The sequence below is a fragment of the Flexithrix dorotheae DSM 6795 genome (assembly GCF_000379765.1).
In the GTDB taxonomy this organism is placed as follows: Bacteria; Bacteroidota; Bacteroidia; order Cytophagales; family Flammeovirgaceae; genus Flexithrix; species Flexithrix dorotheae.
In genome coordinates, this window is the sequence record NZ_KB903498.1 from 51,596 (window position 1) to 74,112 (window position 22,517).

The window sequence follows — 22,517 nt, forward strand, 5'->3', positions numbered from 1 at the left end:
ATGAGTCAGTAAATCACTTCTTTTTTGTTCCATAACCAAGTGCCTTACCCACAAGTAAGCAAACATTGGAATTTGGAAGTTTCAATAAATTAAAAATGCTGGTTACCAGCAGATGACTGTTATTTTATTCAATAGGTTATACAGTTACTTATTTAGAAAAATAGTCAGACCTTTCCTTTTTTAAGCCTGACTATTTCTCTTCATAAGCGTTATTTCAATTCCAGTTTTTCTGTTTCTTTATATTCTATTCCCCGAATGCTTTCAAATTCTGCAATCATTTCTTCCAGTTTTTCTGGATTGCTTTCAGCCAGGTTATTTTGTTCGCCAATATCTTCCTTGAGGTTATACAATTGAAATTCATTGGCATTACCTATTTCTATATTAACCGTCTTTATCACAGCAGGTCCTTTGTAAGGAGGGATCATTGCCCAGTCTCCTTTTCGGAAAGCGGTACGGCTGGTGGCTTCCAAAACTAAATTGTCTCGGCCTTTTTCACTTTTACCTTTAAAAACATCCAGCAGATTCTGGCTGTCTCCTACCTGTACATCACTGTCAGTTAAGGCAGCCAAAGATGCCAGAAAATCGATTTGGGAAACTAGTGCATCAGATACTCCTGGTTGAATTTCCCCTTCCCAGTATGTGATAAAGGGTACTCTTGTTCCCGCTTCAAACAAACTGTATTTCCCCCCTCTTAATGGACCTGCCGGGGTATGTTTGCCTAATTTTTCCACTGCATCATCATAATAACCATCATTCAGTACCGGGCCATTATCACTGGATAAAATGATCAGGGTGTTTTCCAATAAACCTTCTGTTTCCAGGGTTTTGATGAATTCACCGATGCACCAATCCGCTTCCACAATTACATCTCCTCTTGGTCCCATTCCTGATTTACCCACAAATCTTGGATGAGGTGTACGAGGAACGTGTGGTTGCTGTAAAGCATAATAGAGGAAGAATGGTTCATCTTTGTGTCCTTTGATGTATTCCTGTGCTTTGCCCAGAAAATGATCGGCCATATCTTCATCAACCCATTTGGCAGATTCTCCTCCTTTCATAAACCCAATTCTGGGAATGCCATTTACAATACTATTGTTGTGACCGTGATGCCATTTCATTTTCAACAATTCAGGGTTGTCTTTTCCGGTAGGTTCTCCCTCAAAGTTTTTGCTGTAATCAATTTCAATGGGATCGTTCGGGTCAAGATTTACCACTTTCCCATTTTCAATATAGACGGTAGGCACTCTGTCCTGAGTAGCCGCCATAATGTAGGCATAATCGAAACCTACCTCATTTGGTCCCGGAGAAATATGCTGGTTCCAATCTACTTGTCCGTCACCCAGACCCAAATGCCATTTCCCCACAATTCCGGTATGGTATCCGCTTTGTTTCAACATTTTGGGGATAGTCATTTGTTGGGTACTGATTAGTAATGGAGCCGTTCCCGGAAGAATTTTGGCATTTTTGTTTCTCCATGGATACTGGCCGGTAAGCAAGGCATATCTACTGGGTGAACAAGTTGCAGAAGAGGCATAACCATTGGTAAACCTCATCCCTCCATTTGCCAGCCGATCAATATTTGGAGTTTTCAATTCAGTAGAACCATAGGCTCCAACATCTCCATAACCCAGATCATCAGCATAAATGATAATGACGTTTGGGGCTTTCTGCTCGACTACCTCCTTATTCTGCTCTGGTGCATTACAGGATAATAATATGGCTTGTAAAATTAGGATCTTTATTATTCCTTTAACTTTCATGTTTTTCGTTTGATAATACTTTTTGTTTCTAATAATTCCCGAATTTAGTCAATCGAATTGAATCTTCAATTTTTACTGTACTAATCTCAGTTTTTCTCCATTGAAGTGTGCTCTTTTTTAACTGAAATAATTTTTTAGTGACTCAAAAACAGGAAAAATGAAGTTGAGGAATCCAACAGATTTGGCCAATTACCAATCCACTACCGAACCATCAGACTCCAGATATGATTCTCTGTTCCGCCATTCATGCCCTAATTTATCGGCAATGGCATCTTCATCTAATTGGATGCCGAGACCAGGGTCGGTAGGAATGTCTACATGGCCATTTTTGACTACAAATGGTTTTTTGATATATCCTTCACCAAGCGTAACCTGTTCCTGACATAAAAAATTGGGGATAGATGCCGCCAGTTGAAGTCCACTTGCCAGGGAAATTGGCCCAAGAGGATTGTGTGGTGCTATGGAAGCATAATGAGCTTCTGCCATTCCGGCAATTAATCTTCCTTCAAAAATACCTCCGGCATGGCACAGGTCTGGTTGAAGTATGCTGGCAGCTTGTTTTTCCAGAATTTCTCTAAATCCCCATTTTGTGAAAATCCGTTCTCCTGTAGCAATTGGCAGATGGGTTTCTTTGGCTAATCTTGCCATAATATCCACATTTTGACAATTGACAGGTTCTTCAATAAAAAATGGCTGGTGGGGTTCCAGGGCATGAATGAGTAAAGCGGCATTTTGAGGACTGATAGCCCCATGAAAATCAATACCTACATCCCCGTCTTTACCAGCTGCAGCTTTTAATTCTGCAAAAGCCTGTGTGGCCTCTTCTATAAATTGTTGCGAAGCAATGATCCCCGACTGTGTAGCATTTTTCACACTGGTTTTAAAGGCTGTAAAACCCTCAGCCTTAGCTTTTTTTACAGTCTCTACCGATCTGGCATGGGCATAAACTCTTATTCGGTCTCTAGTTGGTCCTCCGAGAAGTTCATAAATTGGGACGCCTAGTGCTTTGCCTTTTATATCCCAGAGGGCCTGGTCTAGTCCACTTAAGGCGCTGGTGAGAATTGGGCCACCCCGGTAAAAGGAATGTCTGTATAGAGCCTGCCAGTGATGCACGATTTTCCTGGCGTCTTTTCCGAGCAGGTAGGGTTCCATTTCCTTGATGGCCATGGCACAGGTATCGGCCCGACCTTCTGTAATGGGTTCTCCCAGGCCAATTATTCCCGCATCAGTATGGACTTTCAAGAAGAGAAATCTGGGTTTTACTTTAAAGGTTTCTAATTGGGTAATTCTTATGGCTTCGCGTTCCCCATTTAAAGAAACCTGTGAGGAATCTTTAGCCTGAAGACTATAAGCACCCGTGGTACTGATGGCTATGGAAGCAAAAGCATTTCTGAAGAATTTCCTTCTGGAACGTGAACTGTTTTCATTTACAATTGTCATGGGAGGATAGGTTTAAAAAATAAGTGTTTAAATTGAGGTGAAATTTCCAATTTACGCTAGATAAGAAAATTGGCCTTATTTGCAAGTAAAGACTTACCTCAATCATCTTAAACAGGCCAAAATGGTCTTAGGAGTTGCTGAATTAATAAAGTAGTTGTCTTAAGCCATTTCCAGGGACTGTCATTAGCCAGTATGGATAACATATTTTTAATCATATTGCTGAGGATTGAGCTGATCTTTAGTTCTCGAAAATGAAACCTTCCGGTGAGAAGGGAAGCATCGAAAGACAAATCTTTGTTAGATGGTGAGGAATAATAATATTTTCTTTTTAACTTAAGGAATCATCCAGGAGCCTATCATTATCGTGAAGTAGGCGGGAAGTGACTGACTAAAAAGTATGCAAAATTTTAGGAGTATTTGGAGGAAAAGCTGAGCCCGGAAGGTAAAATAGAAGGTATAAATAATTGATGGTAGGGAAAGGAATAGGAGTCAATTAATTCAAATTTAGCCAAAAGACCTCTTTGATATGGAAATTTCAAGAAGAAAATTTATTAAAGGAACTGTTGCCATTGGTGTAACCTTAGCGAATTCCCAGCTGCTGTCGGGTTGCGGGACCTACAATTCTCATGACCTGGCCACAATGGAACTGGGAAAAACCGGGGTGAAACTGCCAAGAATTGCCCTCGGACTTGGTAGTAGATTTTGTGCAATCGAAAAGGAAGACGAAGCGCTGGATGTTTTGACCTATGCCCTGGATAATGGTCTATATTATTGGGATACAGCCAACAACTACCAAAATAATAAACTGGGTGTGATTAGTGAGGAAAGGATAGGGAAAATATTGAAAGACAGAAGATCAGAAGTTTTTATCAGCACTAAGATTTCCGCCAGGGAACCTGACCAGGCAATGAAACAAATTGAAGAAAGTTTGGACAGGATGCAGATCACACAATTCGACATGCTCAAAATTCATGGGGTGAAAGATGTTGAGGATGTGGATGCAATAGAGAAAAAGGATGGAGTCCTGGAAATTGTCCATAAAATGAAAGAAGAAGGAGTTACCCGGTTTATTGGATTCAGTGGTCATACCGACCCAGTGGCATTGAAACATTTTGCTGAAAATTACAATTTTGACAGTATGTTGATGGCACTCAATCATTACAATCCGCAAAATGGGTACAAACGTCAGGAGGAAGTATTACCAGTGGCCCATGCAAAAGGAATGGGAGTGATGCTCATGAAAGTGATTCGGCCAAGAGAAAAAGATGCTTCATTGCAGCCGAAGGATTTGATCAGGTACGCTTTGTCCATTAAAGAAGCTGATGGGATAGTTTTAGGTACAGATTCCAAGGAAGTGGTAAAAAGTAATTTGGAAATCCTCAAAAACTTTAAGCCAATGGAAGCTGCAGAGATGGATAAATTAAGCATGAGGCTTTCTCCATTTTATCAGCATGATGGATTACCATGGATGGAAAACAAATATCAGGATGGTAATTGGGCTTAAAAATGATTATTGAATCTGTTAAATAAAACAACTGCTTCCTTTCGGAAGCAGTTACAAATTCTGATAGAAATTAATTAGGCTGTGGGACCGGGGGATTCCAAACACCTGTTTTTACCGTTTCCCGAATATATTTCCTGAAATCTGTTGGTTTTCTGCCCAGCACCCTTTCAATATCATGGGAAATGACATTATTGCCTTTGGCATCCAGCACGTTACTGAACAGGTAATTAATCAGCCAGATGTAATCGGTAGGGACCTGGTGTTCTCCCAACATTTTGATATATTCCTCTAATGAAATTGGGGTAAATTGAATTTCCCTTCCTGAGGCTGCTGAAATTTCGGTTATTACTTCTTCAAAAGTCCAGAGTTCAGGACCAGTCAGTGCATAAATTTGCCCATTATGCTTATCATTTAATAATACTTCCACAGCCACATCGGCAATGTCATTTGTATCTACATAAGGAACCTTTGCATCAGGTTTTGGAAGTGCGACATGGCCGGCCAGAATTGGGTCAAGGAAAAAGGTTTCACTAAAATTTTGGCTAAACCAACTGGCCCGAATAATCGTGTAATCCAAACCAGACTGCATAACCACTTCTTCACACAATTCGGCTTCTCTTTCTCCTTTGCCGGAAAGTAATACGAGTTTCTTTACGCCACTTTTTAATGCCTGTTCGGTTAAGGATTTGATGGCTTCCAAGGCACCAGGAACAGCAAGGTCTGGTTGGAAAGTGATGTAAACTTTCTCTATTCCTTCCAAGGCATTTTCCCAGGTTGAGGGCTTTTCCCAATCAAAAGAGGGAGTAGCCTTCCTTGACCCGATTCTGACAGGGTGGTTCATGTGCTGCAGTTTTTCTACCACTTTTCTACCGGTTTTACCAGTGCCTCCAATTACAAGAATGTTATTTTTCATAATATGATTTATTTAAAGATTTAGAATGATTACAAGAATTTAAGTAGTAATTAAAAATTAATCGTGTATTATTCTGCCATAAAAGACAGATAGAGAGATTACTTTTTCTCAGAAATAATAGTACCCGGTGTGGAGTACCCGGTGTGGATCACTGGTACTTAATTTTGGTGAAAGCTGCCAGCAAGGCAAAAAGAAAAGAGCTGACAGCTGCAATGGTTCTTATCAGATGAAACCTGTTCCATCGGATTTCATAGTGTTGCCTGAACTGTGCGAGCTGATCTGTAGCCAGCTCATTCAAATTCAGCTTATCCAGGGCATTATTTAAGGGTACATTCCCCAATCCCGTTATGCCAAAAGTCCCGACCAGATAGATAATGGAAGCTATAAGTAAAAACCAAAAGGTTAATTCGGTCCGTCCCCACTCCTGAATGACACAGCCTGCCAGCATAATCATACTTCCGAAAAAGATCAGGAAAAAAGCCGGATTTAAAATGGCTCTGTTGATGGACTGCATGGCCTCCAAATAGTAGAGATCAGTCAGTTTTTTAGTGCCGGGAATAACCGAGACCGACCAGGCATAAAAAAGTCCTGCAGAAAGTCCTGTCAATAGAATAGCTATAAAAAGGGAAATAGTTTTAACAGATATGTACATGGCTAAAATATATTTTCGGTGGCAAGCCAATTTTTTAAGATGCGATATTCTTCTTCAGTTAATTTAATTTCTTCACCTTTCGGCATTCTTTTCAGTACAAATACCTGTTGGTAGATTTTTTGTGCATGCTTTCCCATATTTTTGGGAGAGAATACCTTAAAGGGATTTTTTTTACGATGACACACATTGCATTTTGTATTGAGTACTGTAAAAGCCGCTTCCTTAGGATCTGAATAGATGGCATTACCCGTTTTCTGTGTAAGAAATTTTGCTTCAGTGATGGATTTTTCTATTCCAAAACAGATGAGCAATGCGATTAGAATTGTTATTTTTCTCATCCTTTTTTTGTTAATTGATCTTCATGCTAAACCTGGCATAAAACACGATAACCAGCAAATATTCGAGTGCGATTAACCAGAATGCCGGAGCAATAAAAAAGCTTTGATAAGTTCCTCCATTGGGAATGATGAGTAGTGGAACCGTAATTATCCCATCAAGCAAAATTGCGGTACAAACCATGATCAGCCCGGCTTGTAAACCCATTGTATTAGGCGTTTTTTTAAAGTAAAAGCGAGCGCCAAGCCAGGCGATTGGGATTAGGAAAATGGCCAGAAAAATATTAGCCTGCAGTTCTGAATCTTCCAGAATGGGGATGAAAAAGGAGCAGGTGTAAACTACAACTCCCAGCATCCAGATGAAGGCTCCAACCAAAATTGTTTTAATTATCTTCATGTCATTTTTGTTATTGTGATGACACAAAGTTGTGGGGGATTCAACAGAATACTTTGTTCCAAAAGGAGCAAGGTTTGTTCGAAAAGGATTTTCGCTTTATTTTACCAGGATCGGTGTGTTTTTCAGTCAGGTTAGACTGGAAAATAAGTATACTCATCTGTTGAGATGCCTTTAGCGATTATATTAAGGCTGGATTTTAGGTAGTAGTACAAGGGCGACTAGCAGAGCGCCTGTCCTTACGAAATAAGTGAGGTCTATCATTGCTTAACAAGTTGATTATCAAGACCAAACTCCAGTTGTTTATTTAAAGCCTGTGGCACTAGGACGAAAACCAAATTTTTTGGTAAAGGCATTGGAAAAAGAACTCAAACTATCATATCCCACATGCCAGGCCGCTTCCTGAATGGTGGCTTCTTTATTTCTGATAAGTTCATGCGCCTTATTCAGTCGCTCATGCTGAAGGTATTTGAACACGGGCACTCCAAAAAGGGCTTTAAAGTTCTTTTTTAATTTAAAAGTATTCAGTCCAATTTGCCTGGAAAGTTCTGATAGGGAAGGTGGGGAATCCATATTCATGGTGAGAATTTCCTTTGCTTCTAATAACTTATTCCGTTCATCCTCAGGAATTTGTTCCGAAGACATCATTGAAAGCTGACCAAAGAAATGCGCCAGAAGAGAAGTTATCTGACTTCTGAAAAACATCATTTTGGCTTTTCCTTCATATTTTGTGTGGAAAATCTGGTCTACTATGGATTGCATTTCCGGTGTCATAAAAAAACTCGGCCCCTCCACATAGTGATCCTCAGGATGAACCAATTGATGCAACATTTCTCCAAACAATTCTCCTTCAATAATTGGGAGTTTATCCAAGTTTTTGATTGTAGTTGCGATTACAATACATTCCAGGGGTTTTGTAGCCGAGACTGTATGCTGAAATTCTACTTTTTCATCGGCATAAAAGGAAAGCGCTAATCCTTTAGTATGACTGAAAGATTTTTGATTTTCTTCGAAATTAACCTGAAGGTCTACATTTCCCGAACCATAAAAAGCAACAGCTATCACAGGTTCATCAAACAGGCAGGTATCTACTGTGGGAAAATCCGCATTTGCCTCTTCCACAAGAACGGTAAAATCATTTATGTCGATAATATCTCTGGTCATGGGAATTTAATTTGCCGATGTTCAAATTTTCATTTGAACCGAGGTTCCTAAAATGGGCATTTGCAGCGAAATACCTGAAATTTAAACATACTCTAACACTACCAAATGGTTTAGAAAAGAATTGTAACAGTTGAATTTAGAGTTTGCCAAACAAGAAAACAAATTTTTACTTTTAAAACACTCGGTACTAAGACTAATGGAAAGAGATTCTCCCATTAAGTAAAGAAATTAAAACTATAACAAGGCATAGGTTACCTGTTCTTTTCTGAAGCTCCACTGTACAAAAATTTTCACTAACTTTAGGCCAGATAAAAATAGCAATGGGAAGCCTGTTGGTTTTTCAGTTAAAACAAAAAAATAGAAAATGAAAAGTATCTGGATAGTATATTTAATAGCCATTTTGGCTGCTTGCAACAGTGTGGATAACCAGAAAACGGAACAATCTAAACTGAAAGCATTAATTCTAGATGGTCAAAATAACCATTATATCTGGCCGAAATCTACCATGATGATGAAAAGTTACCTGGAGGAAACCGGTCTTTTTGAGGTGGAAATAAATCGGGCAGATTCAATCTGGCTGGGCATCAAATATAACCAAAGCAGAGAAGTGCCATTGGAGGGATATCTTGAGAAATACCCTGTAGAACCAGCCCCTAAAGGAATATCAAAAACAGATCCGGTTAAAATTTCAGATTTCAGTATGGACTTTAGCCCTTATGATTTGATTATTTCCAACCTTGGGGAAAACTCGGCTTACTGGCCGGAAGCCACCAGGAAAAAATTTGAACAATACATGAATGATGGAGGAGGTTTGGTAGTGGTTCACGCTGCTGATAATGCCTGGGGAGACTGGGATGAATTCAACAAAATGATTGGATTAGGTGCCTGGGGAGGACGTGATAGTCTGACAGGGCCTTATGTTTATATGGATGATGAAGGTCAAATTCAGAAAGATCCTAAGGAAGGCCATTGTGCCACCCATGGGCTCGAACATCAATATGTGGTTACCACAAGAGCGCCTGAACATCCAATTATGAAAGGTTTACCTGCCGATTGGCTGCATACTCAGGATGAACTTTACGACCGAATGAGAGGACCGTTTGAAAATGCCACCATTCTGGCCACAGCGTATTCCGATGTAGAGAAAAATGAACAACCCTGGGAACCTTCTTTTAAAGGTACTGGATGGAATGTAGCCACTCTTATGGCGATTAATTATGGAAAGGGCCGTGTTTTTCATTCCACATTGGGGCACTTCGATTATTCCATGGAATGTGTAGGATTTAAAACGACCTTCCAACGAGGAGCAGAATGGGCCGCAACCGGAAAAGTAACCCAGGAGGTTCCGGATAATTTCCCCACAAAAGACAAAGCAGTTGCTGTTAAATTTGAATAGTATCCAAAAAAGAAAATACCATAATATAGGATTAAACTAATAATTGAAAAACTAATGAACAAAGATTGCCTTAAACTAGTAAAAAATGGATGCTGGTTAATTGTGCTTTTTTTGATTTCCTGCAGTGCACAGGAAGAAATTATAGAAGCTCAGCAAACTGATGATATTTTATGGTATGCACAGCCTGCTGCCGATTGGAATGAAGCCTTACCGCTAGGCAATGGGAAGTTGGGGGTAATGGTTTTTGGCAATACCTCTAATGAGCGTATTCAGTTAAATGATGACTCCATGTGGCCTGCGGATGTGGAGGCTTGGGATGAACCTGAGGGAAATAAGGCTGATTTGGACAGGATCAGGCAATTACTTTTTGAGGGAAATAACCAGGAAGCCGATAAATTATTTGTAGAAAAGTTTTCCAGAAAAGGTGTGGTGAGATCTCACCAGACTATGGGAGACTTATTTATAGATTTCAACCATGAAAACATTTCCGATTACCGGAGGGAATTAAATATTTCCAAAGCTATTTCTACTGTTTCTTACCAATCGAACGGAAAACTGGTTACTGAAAAAGTATTGGTTTCTCATCCCCATAAAGCGATCGTTATTGAGCTGACTACTGAGGCAGAGGATGGGCTTAATGGCAAATTAAGATTGAGCAGACCGGCAGATCAGGGTTCACCAACAGCCAAAACCTTTACCACTCCTGAAAACCTACTGGTGATGCAGGGAGAGGTTACCCAACGTGATGGACAATTCAATTCGGAACCTTTTCCTATTTTGGAGGGCGTGAAATTTGAGACTTGTCTGAAAATTAATCATGAAGGGGGAAGTATTGAAAAGGGAGAAGATTATCTGGAACTGAAAAATGCAAAAAAAGCTACAATCTACCTTGTTTCTAATTCTTCTTACTATTTTGAAGATTTCAGCGGGCAAAATCAAAATGATCTGGAAACTATTGCTACCAAAAGTTTTGATGATTTGGCCGAGAATCATGTTGAAGATTATCAAAGTTTGTATTCCAGATTAAATCTTAAATTGAGTGAGAATGCGCTGGATTCCCTGCCAACTGACCAGAGGATCGAAAATATTAAAAATGGGGCTTTAGATGTGGGACTTGAAGCATTGTTGTATCAATATGGCCGCTACTTGTTGATTTCATCTTCCAGGGTGGGTACAAATCCGGCAAACCTGCAAGGTTTGTGGAATGAACATATCACCGCTCCCTGGAATGCAGATTACCACCTTAATATTAATTTGCAGATGAATTACTGGCTGGCTGATATGGCAAATCTTAGCGAGTTAAATAATCCATTGTTTGATTATATAGACAAACTGGTTGAAAACGGAAAAGTAACTGCAAGGAGAAACTTTGGCTGCAGTGGTACTTTTATTCCCCATGCCACTGATTTATGGGCAGTTACCTGGTTACGAGCGCCTACGGCCTATTGGGGATGCTCGCTTGGAGGTGGAGGCTGGCTTATGCAGCATTATTGGGATCATTTTGAATTTACCAGAGATACTACCTTCTTGAAAAACAGGGCTTTTCCCGCTATTCAGGAAGTGGCCAGGTTTTACAGCGACTGGATTATAGAAGATCCCCGGGATGGCTCATTAATTTCAGCGCCTTCAACTTCTCCGGAAAATCGTTTTATTAATGACAAAGGGCAGCATGTAGCCACTTGTTTGGGAAGTGCCATGGACCAGCAGGTCATCTTTGAAGTGTTTGATCATTACCTGAAAGGAGCAGAGATTTTAGATATAAATAATGATTTTGTAGAAAAAATTAAACAGCAAAAAGAAAAATTACGGCCTGGTTTTGTGATTGGGGAAGATGGAAGAATTCTGGAATGGGACAGGGCATATGAAGAGCCTGAGCCGGGTCACAGACACATGTCTCATTTGTACGGATTTCATCCGGGCACAGATGTGACCAAAGACAAAAATCCCGATGTATTTGTAGCGGTGAAGAAGACCCTGGATCACCGCTTGGACAATGGTGGAGCAGGCACAGGATGGAGTAGAGCCTGGTTAATCAATTGCAGTGCCAGGTTAATGGATGGGGAAATGGCACATGAACACATTCAACTGTTGTTTAAAAAATCAATGTCCAAAAACCTGTTTGATATGCATCCCCCTTTCCAGATAGATGGCAACTTTGGTTATACTGCAGGCGTATCGGAAATGCTGATGCAATCCCATGAGGAAGGTATTATCCGAATTTTACCAGCCTTACCAAAGCAGTGGGAAAACGGACATATCAAAGGAATAAAAGGCAGAGGAGGTTTAACTTTTGATATTTTCTGGGAAAATAATTTGCTAACCAAAGTGGTGATCAAATCAGAAATTCCCAACCAATTCAATCTGGTTTATAAGGATAAAAAAGAGCCTGTGAGAATTAAAGCAGGTGAGACATACATTTATGAACCTGTTAATTGAAAAAGTTTAAACACATTATAGTTTTCCAGTTTTGAATAACCCGATACCTATTATATAAATATGAAAAGCAATTTTTTAATTCTGTTTCTCCTTGTTTTTGGGGAAGTAATCGCACAATCTGGTTCCGAAACATATCCAGCTGACCCTGCTTCTAAAGTTCAGGAAGGAGTACCTCAGGGGGAAATATTAGAATTTACTTTTGATCAGTCCGAAATATTTCCAGGTACTACCCGGGAAATAAGTGTGTACATTCCCAGCCAATACAAGGCTGATAAACCAGCTTGTGTTCATGTAAATCAGGATGGAATAAAATGGAATGCACCTACCGTTTTTGATAACCTCATTCACCAAAAAGAAATGCCGGTTACCATTGGGGTTTTTATTACTCCTGGAAAAGTTTTAGCTCAAAATGGAGATGGAATTGCAGTAGACCGGTTCAACAGAAGTTTTGAATATGATGGGCTTGGCGATCGGTATGCACGGTTTCTATTGGAGGAAGTTTTTCCTTTTGTAGAAAGCCAGAAAACCAATGATGGCAGACCTATAATTTTATCGAAGAACGGAAATGATCGATCCATAGCCGGCTCCAGTAGTGGCGCAGTTTGTGCATTTACGGCAGCTTGGGAACGTCCGGAAGAATTTTCCAGAGTTTATAGTGCTATTGGGACTTATGTAGGACTGAGGGGGGCGGACCGGTATGAAATTTTAGTTCGAAAGCATGAACCTAAACCCATACGGATTTTCATGCAGGATGGCTCCAACGATCTCAACATTTATGCAGGGGATTGGTGGAAAGCAAATGAAGCCATGCAAAGGTCGTTGGTTTTTTCCGGATATGATGTGAAACACGTTTGGGGTGAAGGGGGACATAATAATAAACATGGAGAAGCTGTTTTCCCCGATGCCATGCGCTGGTTGTGGAGAGATTATCCCCAGCCAATTACCACAGGTGAAACACAAAACAAGTTTCTGAATGCCATATTAGCCGAAAATGAAGGATGGGAATTAGTGGGGGAAGATTATGGTTTCACCGAGGGTATTGCGGTTAATCAGAAGGGAGAGGTATTTTTTCAGGATATTCCCAATGCAAAAACTTACAAAATAGGACTTGATGGAAAATTAGAATTATATATTTCTGATTCTAAAAAAGCCAGCGGTACTACTTTCTCCAAATCAGGGGAAATGATCACTATTACTGGTGGCTGGTCTAATCCACCTACCAAAGAGGTCCATCTTTATAAAACCCCTGATGCCTATGAAGTTGTGGCAGAAGAAACCCCGGGAAATGATATTTCTGTGGCTCATAATGGAAATATTTATATCACTTCTCCAAACGGAAAGGAACGTCCAAGTAAATTGATTTTAGTGAAACCCGATGGAGAAAAAAGCATAGTAGACGAAGGATTAAAATTTGCCAATGGGTTGTGTCTTTCTCCAGATCAAACACAACTATATGTAACTGAATCTGCTACCCACTGGGTTTGGGTATATCAGATTCAGGCAGATGGTTCATTGGCCCACAAGCAAAAATTTGGCTGGTTACATGTGAGAGATGTGGATGAAGATGCATGGAGTGATGGATTAAAATGTGATAGAGATGGCAGAATTTATGTCACCAGCAAAAGTGGTATTCAGGTAATGGATCAACTGGGAAGAGTTCATGCCATTATCCCTACCCCAAAAACCAAAGGCCAGGTTTCCAACCTGTGTTTCGGAGGTCCCAACTTCGATATCCTGTACGTGACTTGTCATGACAAAGTGTATAAAAGAAAAGTAAAGGTGAAAGGAGCGAATAATTTTGAAAAACCGGTTAAACCGATGAAAGCGAGACTTTAAAATATTTTGTATTTACAGGGATGAATAAAAAAAGAAATTAAAAATTAAAAGTATTTTACTTTTTTTGAAACTTATTATTTAATTTATACGAATATTTATTAAGACCTAATATTTGGAATCCAGATTTTTTACTAACTAATAAATCTACTTTTTATCCAAAAACCCATTTTTCAGTGATGAAAAAAATACTACTTTTTTCACTTCTGGCAATTTCTATTGTCTTGAAATCTTATGCTCAAATAGTAAATATTCCTGACTCTAATTTTAAAGCCATTCTGATAAGTAATCCTGACATAAATACGAATGGAGATACAGAAATTCAAGTAAGCGAAGCAAAAACATATACTGGATCCATTGAGGTTAGGACCAGTTTTGAAAACAAGGTTAAGGATCTTACAGGAATAGAAGCATTTTCTGCCTTAACAAAATTAGATTGTTCTATTAATGAACTCAAGAGTATTGATCTTTCAAAAAATGAAGCATTAGAAATATTAGACTGTTCTTTTAATCATCTTGAAAGTCTTGATATCTCAAAAAATCAGGCTCTAAAAGAATTAACATGCCATTATAATTTGATTTCAAGTTTAGACTTATCAAATAATTTAGCTTTAGAATATCTGGAATGTGCTATTAATGGTTTGAGTGATTTAGATATATCTAAAAACCCGAAGCTAAAAGTTTTAAGTTGTTTCGGAAATGGTTTTTCCTCTATAAATTTAGCTAATGGTAACAATAAGAACTTTACTTCAGTAGTTGCAACCAGGTGTTTCAAATTAACCTGCATACAAGTTGATAATGGGTTTATTCCTTCTCCAGAAATTTGGAAAATAGATACTTTAGCGAGATATAGTTACGATTGTGGAGTTTACAATACGCCTGTCTGGTATGCCGACAAGGATGGAGATGGGTATGGAAACACTACGGATAGTCTGATTTCCGCTGCACAACCTGTTGATTTTGTTTCAGATAATACCGATTGTGATGATACTAACAAAGATATTCATCCAGGAGCAACTGATATAGTAGGCAATGGGATAGATGAAAATTGTGATGGAGTTGATGAAAAAGTCTGGTATGCTGATAAGGATGGAGATGGGTATGGCAATCAAGCTGATAGTTTAGTAGCAGGTATTCAGCCTGATAATTATGTATTAGATAATACCGATTGTGATGATGCAAATAAAGATATTTATCCAGGTGCTCCAAAAATAGTTGGGAATGGGATAGATGAAAATTGTGATGGAGTTGATGAAAAAGTCTGGTATGCTGANAAGGATGGAGATGGGTATGGCAATCAAGCTGATAGTTTNGTAGCAGGTATTCAGCCTGATAATTATGTATTAGATAATACNGATTGTGATGATGCAAATAAAGATATTTATCCAGGTGCTCCAAAAATAGTTGGGAATGGGATAGATGAAAATTGTGATGGAGTTGATGAAAAAGTCTGGTATGCTGATAAGGATGGAGATGGGTATGGCAATCAAGCTGATAGTTTGGTAGCAGGTATTCAGCCTGATAATTATGTATTAGATAATACAGATTGTGATGATGCAAATAAAGATATTTATCCAGGTGCTCCAAAAATAGTTGGGAATGGGATAGATGAAAATTGTGATGGAATAATTGAACAAAAAAGAGTTGCTCTGAAAATTGAAGTAAAAACTTTTAATAAACAACCAATTACAAAAACTAAAATTATTCTATATAAATCCCAAAGCGATGAAAATTTATTACTAAAAGAAAAGCAACTGAATGAAACTGGTGATTTGGTATTTGATAGTCTAGAAACAGGAACATATTTTATTAAAGTTATCCCAGACTTTGGAAATTATCCTAATCTTTTAACTACCTATTCTGGTGATTCGCCTTTACAATCTGAGGCAGAAATCATCACTCTGGATAGTAGTTTAACTTATTCAATAAATCTTATTGAGATAGCCGATGACTTAAATGGTAGTGGTAAAATTGAAGGATTAGCCTTATTAAAAGAGGGTAACTCAGGTGGAAGAATCATTACCAATACAGAAGAAAAAGGTACTCCAATCCCCAATGTCCCAGTATTTTTATTTCCCATTAATTCTAAAAAAGTAATAGGCTTTTCTACCACAGATGATGATGGCAAATTTTTATTCAAGGGATTATTAGATAATAAGTATTATTTGAAAGCTGATTATAAAGGCATACCAGTTGATTTATTAAATTCTGAGGTAGAGATTTCCAAAGAAAATTCTCTCCAAGTATCCTTATTAGTTGGAGAAAAAATTAGAATTGAAATTAATGCAGTTACAGGATTAAAAAATATAGATTTCGCTGGAATTGTTGAAGTCTACCCCAATCCAATAAAAAATAAAGTCAACATAAACTTTGAAGAGGGAACTCAAATTTTAAGCTTTCAGGTTTTTGATCTATTAGGTCGTTTATTAAAACATGGAGAATTTAGTAATTTTAGTGAAACTAATGTCCAATTGGATTTTTCAGACCTTTCTTGTGGAATTTACCAATTTTTTTTAAATACAAATCAAGGATCTGTACTATGGAAAGTGCTTAAAGAATAATAGTTCAAATAAAGCGGTTTCTATTATAAATTTACCTTATAGTTAAATAATAATTATAGATAACAACTATACAAATAAAATTGTAAATTAGACTCTGAAACAATAAACAATTAAAATCTATTAATTATGGCAGGTAATAACAATTCGGACACGAAGGTATTTGATATGAACAGTGAGGGTAAATGCCCTTTCCATCACGGTACTTATAATCAAAGCGCAGGTGGAGGCACCAGAAATCGGGACTGGTGGCCAAATCAATTGAACCTGAATATTCTTCGTCAACATTCCTCTTTAGTCAACCCGATGGGTGAAGATTTTAACTATGCGGAAGAATTCAAGAAGTTGGACCTGAAAGCTGTAAAAAAAGATCTTTTTGAACTGATGACCAAATCCCAGGATTGGTGGCCTGCCGATTACGGACATTATGGACCTTTCTTTATCCGGATGGCATGGCACAGTGCCGGTACTTACAGGATTGCCGATGGAAGAGGAGGGGGAGGATCAGGCACTCAAAGATTTGCCCCTTTGAATAGTTGGCCTGACAATGCCAATCTGGATAAAGCCAGATTACTGCTATGGCCGGTAAAACAAAAATATGGAAAGAAACTTTCCTGGGCTGATCTCATGATTCTTGCCGGAAACTGTGCTCTGGAGTCCATGGGTTTTAAAACTTATGGATTTGCCGGAGGGCGAGAAGATGTTTGGGAGCCGGAAGAGGATATTTACTGGGGTTCAGAAGGAGAATGGTTAGGAGATAAGGAGAGATATAGTGGAGAAAGAGAGTTGGAAAATCCTCTTGGGGCATCACATATGGGATTAATTTATGTGAACCCTGAAGGTCCAAAAGGACAACCTGATCCTTTGGGTGCAGCAAAGGACATCAGAGAAACCTTTGGACGAATGGCCATGAATGATTACGAAACAGTAGCTTTAATTGCTGGTGGTCATACATTTGGTAAAACCCATGGTGCAGCAGACCCTGTGAAGTATGTAGCTGCTGAACCTGCAGGAGCTGGTATTGAAGAACAAAGTTTAGGTTGGAAAAATACATATGGAAGTGGAAATGCCGGTGACACAATCACAAGTGGTCTGGAAGGGGCATGGACTTCTACCCCAACCAAATGGAGCAATAGCTTTTTTGAGAATTTATTTAAATATGACTGGGAATTGACTAAAAGCCCTGCAGGAGCACATCAGTGGAAACCTAAAAATGGGGAAGGAGCTGGGACTATTCCCGATGCTTTTGATTCCTCAAAAAGCCATGCCCCTTTCATGCTTACTACTGACCTTGCTTTAAGGATGGATCCTGTTTACGAACCCATCTCAAGACATTTTTACGAAAATCCTGATGAATTTGCAGATGCATTTGCCAAAGCCTGGTATAAATTAACTCACAGAGATATGGGACCAGCCTCACTTTTCCTTGGTCCTGAGGTTCCCGAAGAAGAATTAATCTGGCAGGATCCTATTCCTAAAGTTACTCATGAATTGATCAATGATCAGGATGTTGCCACACTAAAATCAAAAATTTTGGATTCTGGTTTATCTGTATCTGAACTGGTGGGTACAGCCTGGGCTTCTGCTTCTACTTTCCGGGGCTCTGACAAACGAGGTGGTGCAAATGGAAGCCGAATTAGGCTTGCTCCACAAAAAGATTGGGAGGTAAATAATCCTGCCCAGTTGGAGAAAGTATTGCAAATCCTGGAGGGCATTCAAAAAGACTTTGGAAAGGAAGTTTCCATGGCCGACTTAATCGTTCTGGCTGGTTGCGCAGGAGTAGAAAAGGCAGCTGAAAATGCTGGTCAAAAGGTAACAGTTCCTTTCACGCCTGGTCGTGCAGATGCTACTCAGGAACAAACTGATGTGGAATCTTTTGGTGCATTGGAACCTGCAGCGGATGGTTTTAGAAATTATTTTCAACCGAAACACCGGGCATCGGCTGAGGAAATGTTGGTAGACAAAGCTCAATTATTAACCCTTACTGCACCAGAAATGACTGTTCTTCTTGGGGGAATGCGCGTATTGAATACGAATTATGACAAATCGGAACACGGAGTATTTACCCAAAAACCGGAATCACTGACCAATGATTTTTTCCTAAATATTCTTGATTTGGGTATAACCTGGTCAGCGAATTCAGATGCACAGAATGTATTTGAAGGAAGAGACAGGAGAACCGGGGAAGTGAAATGGACCGGAACCAGGGTAGATTTGATTTTTGGTTCAAATTCAGAGCTGAGGGCTTTAGCTGAGGTTTACGGTTGTTCAGATGGACAGGAAAAGTTTGTAAAAGACTTTGTGGCTGCCTGGGCTAAAGTAATGGAACTTGACCGGTTTGATCTTTAATAAATGGTTTGGAGATGAATTGATCCTAAATAAATTTATGACAATAAAAAAGGCAACTCCTCAGCGGGGTTGTCTTTTTTTTGTGTTGGAGTTTTAATTTCCATTTTGGGCAAATTGTACTGTCTTAAGTCATTTTAATTTGTAAATTGAAAGGTTGTAAGGCTTTTCTAAATCTCTAATGAAAGGCACAATTGAGTACATTTAATTATGACCAACTACTTAACTGACTGAAACAAGTAAATGAAAAAAGCGAGAAGAAACTTTATTAAACAAACAAGCCTGGTAGCCACCGCATTTACTTTTCCCCAGGGATATTATTTAGCAAATGGCTTCTCCAATAAAAATAGTAAACCAGAGATACTCCAAAAACTCTCTGAGCTAAATGATAAACACATAGAGCATTTATTAGAAATGCAAATAAATGATCCGAACAGTCCCTGGCATGGAGGTTTGAGCAATGCCTACGACATACCAAATGCACATTCTACTTATGGTTTAATTGTTCGGCTGGGGAATTCATATGCATCTCCCTATTCGGATTACTTCCAGGATAAAAGACTGGAAAAGCCACTGGAAATGGCTGCCAAATGCCTGTGTAATGTGCAATATGAAGATGGTACAATTGATTTGTATAGTACCAATTTTCATTCTACCCCAGACACCGCATTTGTGGTGAATTACCTAAGTCCAATTTATAAGGTGCTTAAAGAGATGGACCAAGCTGGTCTGGCAGGTTTTCTGGAAAATATGAGTGTCTTTTTAGGAAATACTGCAAAGTGCCTGGCAATAGGTGGAATTCATACCCCAAATCACCGGTGGGTGGTTTGTTCGGCTCTTGCCTGGGTAAATTCATTTTTTCCAGATCCAAAATTGCTTTCCAGAATTGATGAATGGTTGAGTGAAGGGATTGACCAGGATCCAGACGGGCAATATACTGAGCAAAGTGTAAGTATTTATTCCCCGGTTTGTGATGATATGTTCCTGACTTTGGGCAAATTATTGAACAGACCGGACTTGTTGGAGGTTGTACGGAAAAACCTGGATATGACCCTTTATTATATTCAGCCTGGAGGGGAAGTCCTGACAGATGCCTCCAATAGGCAGGACAATGCAAAAATAGGTTATGTGAGTAATTATTATTATGCTTACAGGTACTTTGCATTAATGGATAAAAATCCCACCTATGCAGCTGTCTGCGCCTTAATTGAACAGGAAATGCCTGAGAAAATCACACGGTACATTTCGGAACTTTTGGAAGACCCGATTTTTGAAAATGAACTGGTGACTGCTTCAAAAATTCCAGATCAGTATTTCAAGCGATTTAAACATTCAGGAGTTTTCAGAATAAGGAATGGTATAACAGATCTCTCCGTGATTGAAGGAAACCCTACATTCATGACAATGATGGTAGGAAGTGCTGTTTTGCAATCCATCAGAATTGCTGCGGCATTTTTTGGATGGAGGGGCCAATTTACTTCTCAGGAAGCAAAAACGGAAGGCAATAAAATTATTCTTACCATGTCACAAGTACATGGTTATTTTCAACCCTATCCTGAAGGGGAGATTCCTGATGCTGATATGGATATGGATGGCAGACCCCAGCGGAAAATGAGTGAAGTTCAGAAAATGAATTATAAAATAGAGATCAGTGAAAAGGTTGGTCAGGCTATAGTAGATATCCAGATTGATGGAACCAAAAATGTTCCGGTTTCCATGGAGCTCAGTTTCAGAGATGGAGGGGAGCTAAAAGGAGTCACAACAATTCCCGGATCGCCCAATGCTTATTTCCTGGAAAGCGGTTTTGGGAAATATACACATGGAAATCACTCCATCAACTTTGGCCCTGGAAAAGCGGAACATAAATGGGCACAGATCAGAGGAATGTTGCCCAAGCAGAAAGGAGAAAGTGTTTACATTACCGGCTATACTCCATTTAATTACATATTGCAATTAAACTGAATTTTTTTGATTTGATAAAATAGGGTAAAATAAAAATATGTAGAAAGGGTAACTGAAATATTCGGTTAATATAGTTAAATAAAATTATCTCTCAGGTGGTTTATTCGTAAGAAATTATCAAAGGATTTTTTGATCTGCATCTTTAGTTTTTATGAATACTTTGGAATACCATGCCTCCTTTCCCTGAGGAAATAGTGAATAATCAAAATCAGGTAAAAACCTTCTGCCATTGATTTGGTTGAATCTTTGTGATAATTAATAAAGGAATCCGGAGAAAGGCCCCAAAACAATGGCAAATGAGCTTATTTTTTGAACTGGTAAAGGATTTAAATTCCCTGATTCTAATATTTTAAAAGGGATTTTTCCAGCTGCCTTTAAATTGTTAAAATTTTTTCACATTAAATTCTCCAGATCCCATAAAAACTAACTTACAATCCCTGATTTTTGAAAATTTCCTGATCGAATTTCCAAATTGGTGGTCATTATCCGCAATTTGGGGAAATTTTCTACACATTGGGAGTGTGGAATCAATAAAATGAGGTAGCAAACGAACTGATTTCTAATTTATTATGGCTATTAAATAACATTAAGAAAATTGGCATCAATTTTCCTAGTGGGTTGGCAGATAAATACAACTCGTTAAACTATAATTTCCAAATGAAAAACTACCCATTTTTTAAGGAGCTTAGAATTAAAACCCAATTTTTATTTTGTTCCGCACTTATACTGGCTATAAGTTGTAAGGAAAAAGTACAAGAAGATACCGGCCTGGCACTCCCTGTAAAAACCCTGAAAGGAGAGTTAGCAGCCAATACCTTCCAATATTTAGGTTCTGTGGAAGGGATAGAAGACGTTGAAATACGTCCTCAGGTTGATGGAATTCTGGAAGAAATTTATGTAGATGAAGGAGACTTTGTTCAAAAAGGACAGCCTTTATTTAAGATTAATTCCCAGCCTTATTTGGAAGATTTAAAAAATGCCCGGGCTAATGTAGCTTTGGAAAGGGCAAAACTCAAAAAAACCAAAACAGAGTTAGAACGCTTACAACCGCTTATCGATAATGAAGTAATTTCGGATGTAAAGCAAAAAACGGCTCAGGCAGATTATGAAATTGCAGAGGCCTCACTTGCCAGGGCACAGGCTCTTGAAGCCAACATGGAAATTAAGCTGGGCTTCACTACCATAAATGCACCGGTAAGCGGATTTATTGGTCGAATTCCAAAATCTGAAGGAAATGTGATTAAAAACACAAATTCAGAACCGTTAACCATACTATCGAATGTAAGTAAAGTATATGTATACTTTTCCATGAGTGAATCTGATCATTTATATTATGAGCGAATGAAAAAAGATTCCACTTCTAAAAGAATAAGCCCTGATGTTAAGCTTGTTCTTGCTGATGGATATGTTTATGATCACCATGGCAGAATTGATGCTAATTCAGGTCAGATCAATAGAAATACGGGTTCTATAACACTGCGTGCGGTGTTTGACAATCCCGACACTTTGCTCCGATCCGGAAATACCGGGAAAATCCTTATGGAGCAAATCTACCCCAATGCCATCCTTATACCACAAAGTGCTGCTATTTCCATTCAGGATAAAAAGTTTGTTTTCGTATTGGATGAAAACAACAAAACGGTCCGAAAGGAAATTGAAATCGAAGGCAGATCGGGAAAAGATTACATTATCAACAGCGAGAGTTTGTCAGCAAATGACAGAATTGTTGTTTCTGGTGTGAACAAGTTAGCTGATGGTATTTTAATCAATCCTATACAGAGCGGCAGACTATTAACAGGGAACTAATAAACCCTTCAATTCCCA

Annotated in this window: 15 protein-coding genes; 8 read left to right on the forward strand and 7 right to left on the reverse strand. The window is 38.8% G+C overall.

The window, feature by feature from the left end:
• Window positions 1-209: 209 nt before the first annotated feature.
• Complete coding sequence (locus tag A3EM_RS0136000) at window positions 210-1,760, reverse strand: sulfatase family protein (protein ID WP_020533099.1); 1,551 nt, start codon at window positions 1,758-1,760, stop codon at window positions 210-212.
• A gap of 189 nt (window positions 1,761-1,949) precedes the next feature.
• Complete coding sequence (dgoD, locus tag A3EM_RS0136005; protein ID WP_020533100.1) at window positions 1,950-3,200, reverse strand: galactonate dehydratase; 1,251 nt, start codon at window positions 3,198-3,200, stop codon at window positions 1,950-1,952.
• Window positions 3,201-3,726: 526 nt separating this feature from the next.
• Here dgoD and A3EM_RS0136015 point away from each other — a divergent pair.
• The gene (locus A3EM_RS0136015) at window positions 3,727-4,704 is read left to right on the forward strand and encodes an aldo/keto reductase (protein WP_020533102.1); all 978 of its coding nucleotides are present in this window, start codon (window positions 3,727-3,729) and stop codon (window positions 4,702-4,704) included.
• A 70-nt stretch (window positions 4,705-4,774) separates the two neighbouring features.
• Here the strand turns inward: A3EM_RS0136015 and A3EM_RS0136020 are convergent, their stop codons facing one another.
• The 5 genes from A3EM_RS0136020 to A3EM_RS0136040 all read right to left on the reverse strand — a co-directional run bounded on the left by A3EM_RS0136020 (window position 4,775) and on the right by A3EM_RS0136040 (window position 8,162).
• Window positions 4,775-5,617: an NmrA family NAD(P)-binding protein gene (locus A3EM_RS0136020; protein ID WP_020533103.1), complete on the reverse strand. Its 843-nt coding sequence runs from the start codon at window positions 5,615-5,617 to the stop codon at window positions 4,775-4,777.
• Window positions 5,618-5,765: 148 nt separating this feature from the next.
• Entirely contained in the window at window positions 5,766-6,269 is a 504-nt protein-coding gene (locus A3EM_RS0136025) for an anthrone oxygenase family protein (protein ID WP_020533104.1), read from the reverse strand.
• Between the two features lie 2 nt (window positions 6,270-6,271).
• Window positions 6,272-6,607, reverse strand: a complete 336-nt coding sequence (locus A3EM_RS0136030; protein WP_020533105.1) for a hypothetical protein — start codon at window positions 6,605-6,607, stop codon at window positions 6,272-6,274.
• Between the two features lie 10 nt (window positions 6,608-6,617).
• Window positions 6,618-7,001, reverse strand: coding sequence for a DUF5367 family protein (locus A3EM_RS0136035; RefSeq protein WP_020533106.1), 384 nt, complete (start codon window positions 6,999-7,001; stop codon window positions 6,618-6,620).
• A gap of 300 nt (window positions 7,002-7,301) precedes the next feature.
• A complete protein-coding gene (locus A3EM_RS0136040) occupies window positions 7,302-8,162 on the reverse strand; it encodes a helix-turn-helix domain-containing protein (RefSeq protein WP_020533107.1) in 861 nt (286 codons plus the stop codon).
• Between the two features lie 364 nt (window positions 8,163-8,526).
• Between A3EM_RS0136040 and A3EM_RS0136050 the strand changes: the two genes are divergently transcribed.
• The 7 genes from A3EM_RS0136050 (at window position 8,527) to A3EM_RS0136090 (ending at window position 22,499) form a co-directional block, all read left to right on the forward strand.
• On the forward strand, window positions 8,527-9,558 hold the full coding sequence (locus tag A3EM_RS0136050; protein WP_020533109.1) for a ThuA domain-containing protein: 1,032 nt from the start codon (window positions 8,527-8,529) through the stop codon (window positions 9,556-9,558).
• A gap of 54 nt (window positions 9,559-9,612) precedes the next feature.
• Window positions 9,613-11,994 (forward strand): glycoside hydrolase family 95 protein, encoded by a 2,382-nt coding sequence (locus A3EM_RS0136055; protein WP_020533110.1) that lies wholly within the window; start codon window positions 9,613-9,615, stop codon window positions 11,992-11,994.
• Window positions 11,995-12,054: 60 nt separating this feature from the next.
• Window positions 12,055-13,830: an SMP-30/gluconolactonase/LRE family protein gene (locus A3EM_RS0136060; protein ID WP_020533111.1), complete on the forward strand. Its 1,776-nt coding sequence runs from the start codon at window positions 12,055-12,057 to the stop codon at window positions 13,828-13,830.
• Between the two features lie 176 nt (window positions 13,831-14,006).
• Window positions 14,007-16,388, forward strand: coding sequence for a MopE-related protein (locus A3EM_RS0136065; RefSeq protein WP_020533112.1), 2,382 nt, complete (start codon window positions 14,007-14,009; stop codon window positions 16,386-16,388).
• Between the two features lie 126 nt (window positions 16,389-16,514).
• Window positions 16,515-18,734, forward strand: coding sequence for a catalase/peroxidase HPI (gene katG, locus A3EM_RS0136070; protein WP_020533113.1), 2,220 nt, complete (start codon window positions 16,515-16,517; stop codon window positions 18,732-18,734).
• A gap of 240 nt (window positions 18,735-18,974) precedes the next feature.
• Complete coding sequence (locus tag A3EM_RS0136075) at window positions 18,975-20,693, forward strand: hypothetical protein (protein ID WP_020533114.1); 1,719 nt, start codon at window positions 18,975-18,977, stop codon at window positions 20,691-20,693.
• Between the two features lie 657 nt (window positions 20,694-21,350).
• Complete coding sequence (locus A3EM_RS0136090; RefSeq protein ID WP_020533117.1) at window positions 21,351-22,499, forward strand: efflux RND transporter periplasmic adaptor subunit; 1,149 nt, start codon at window positions 21,351-21,353, stop codon at window positions 22,497-22,499.
• Window positions 22,500-22,517 lie beyond the last annotated feature (18 nt).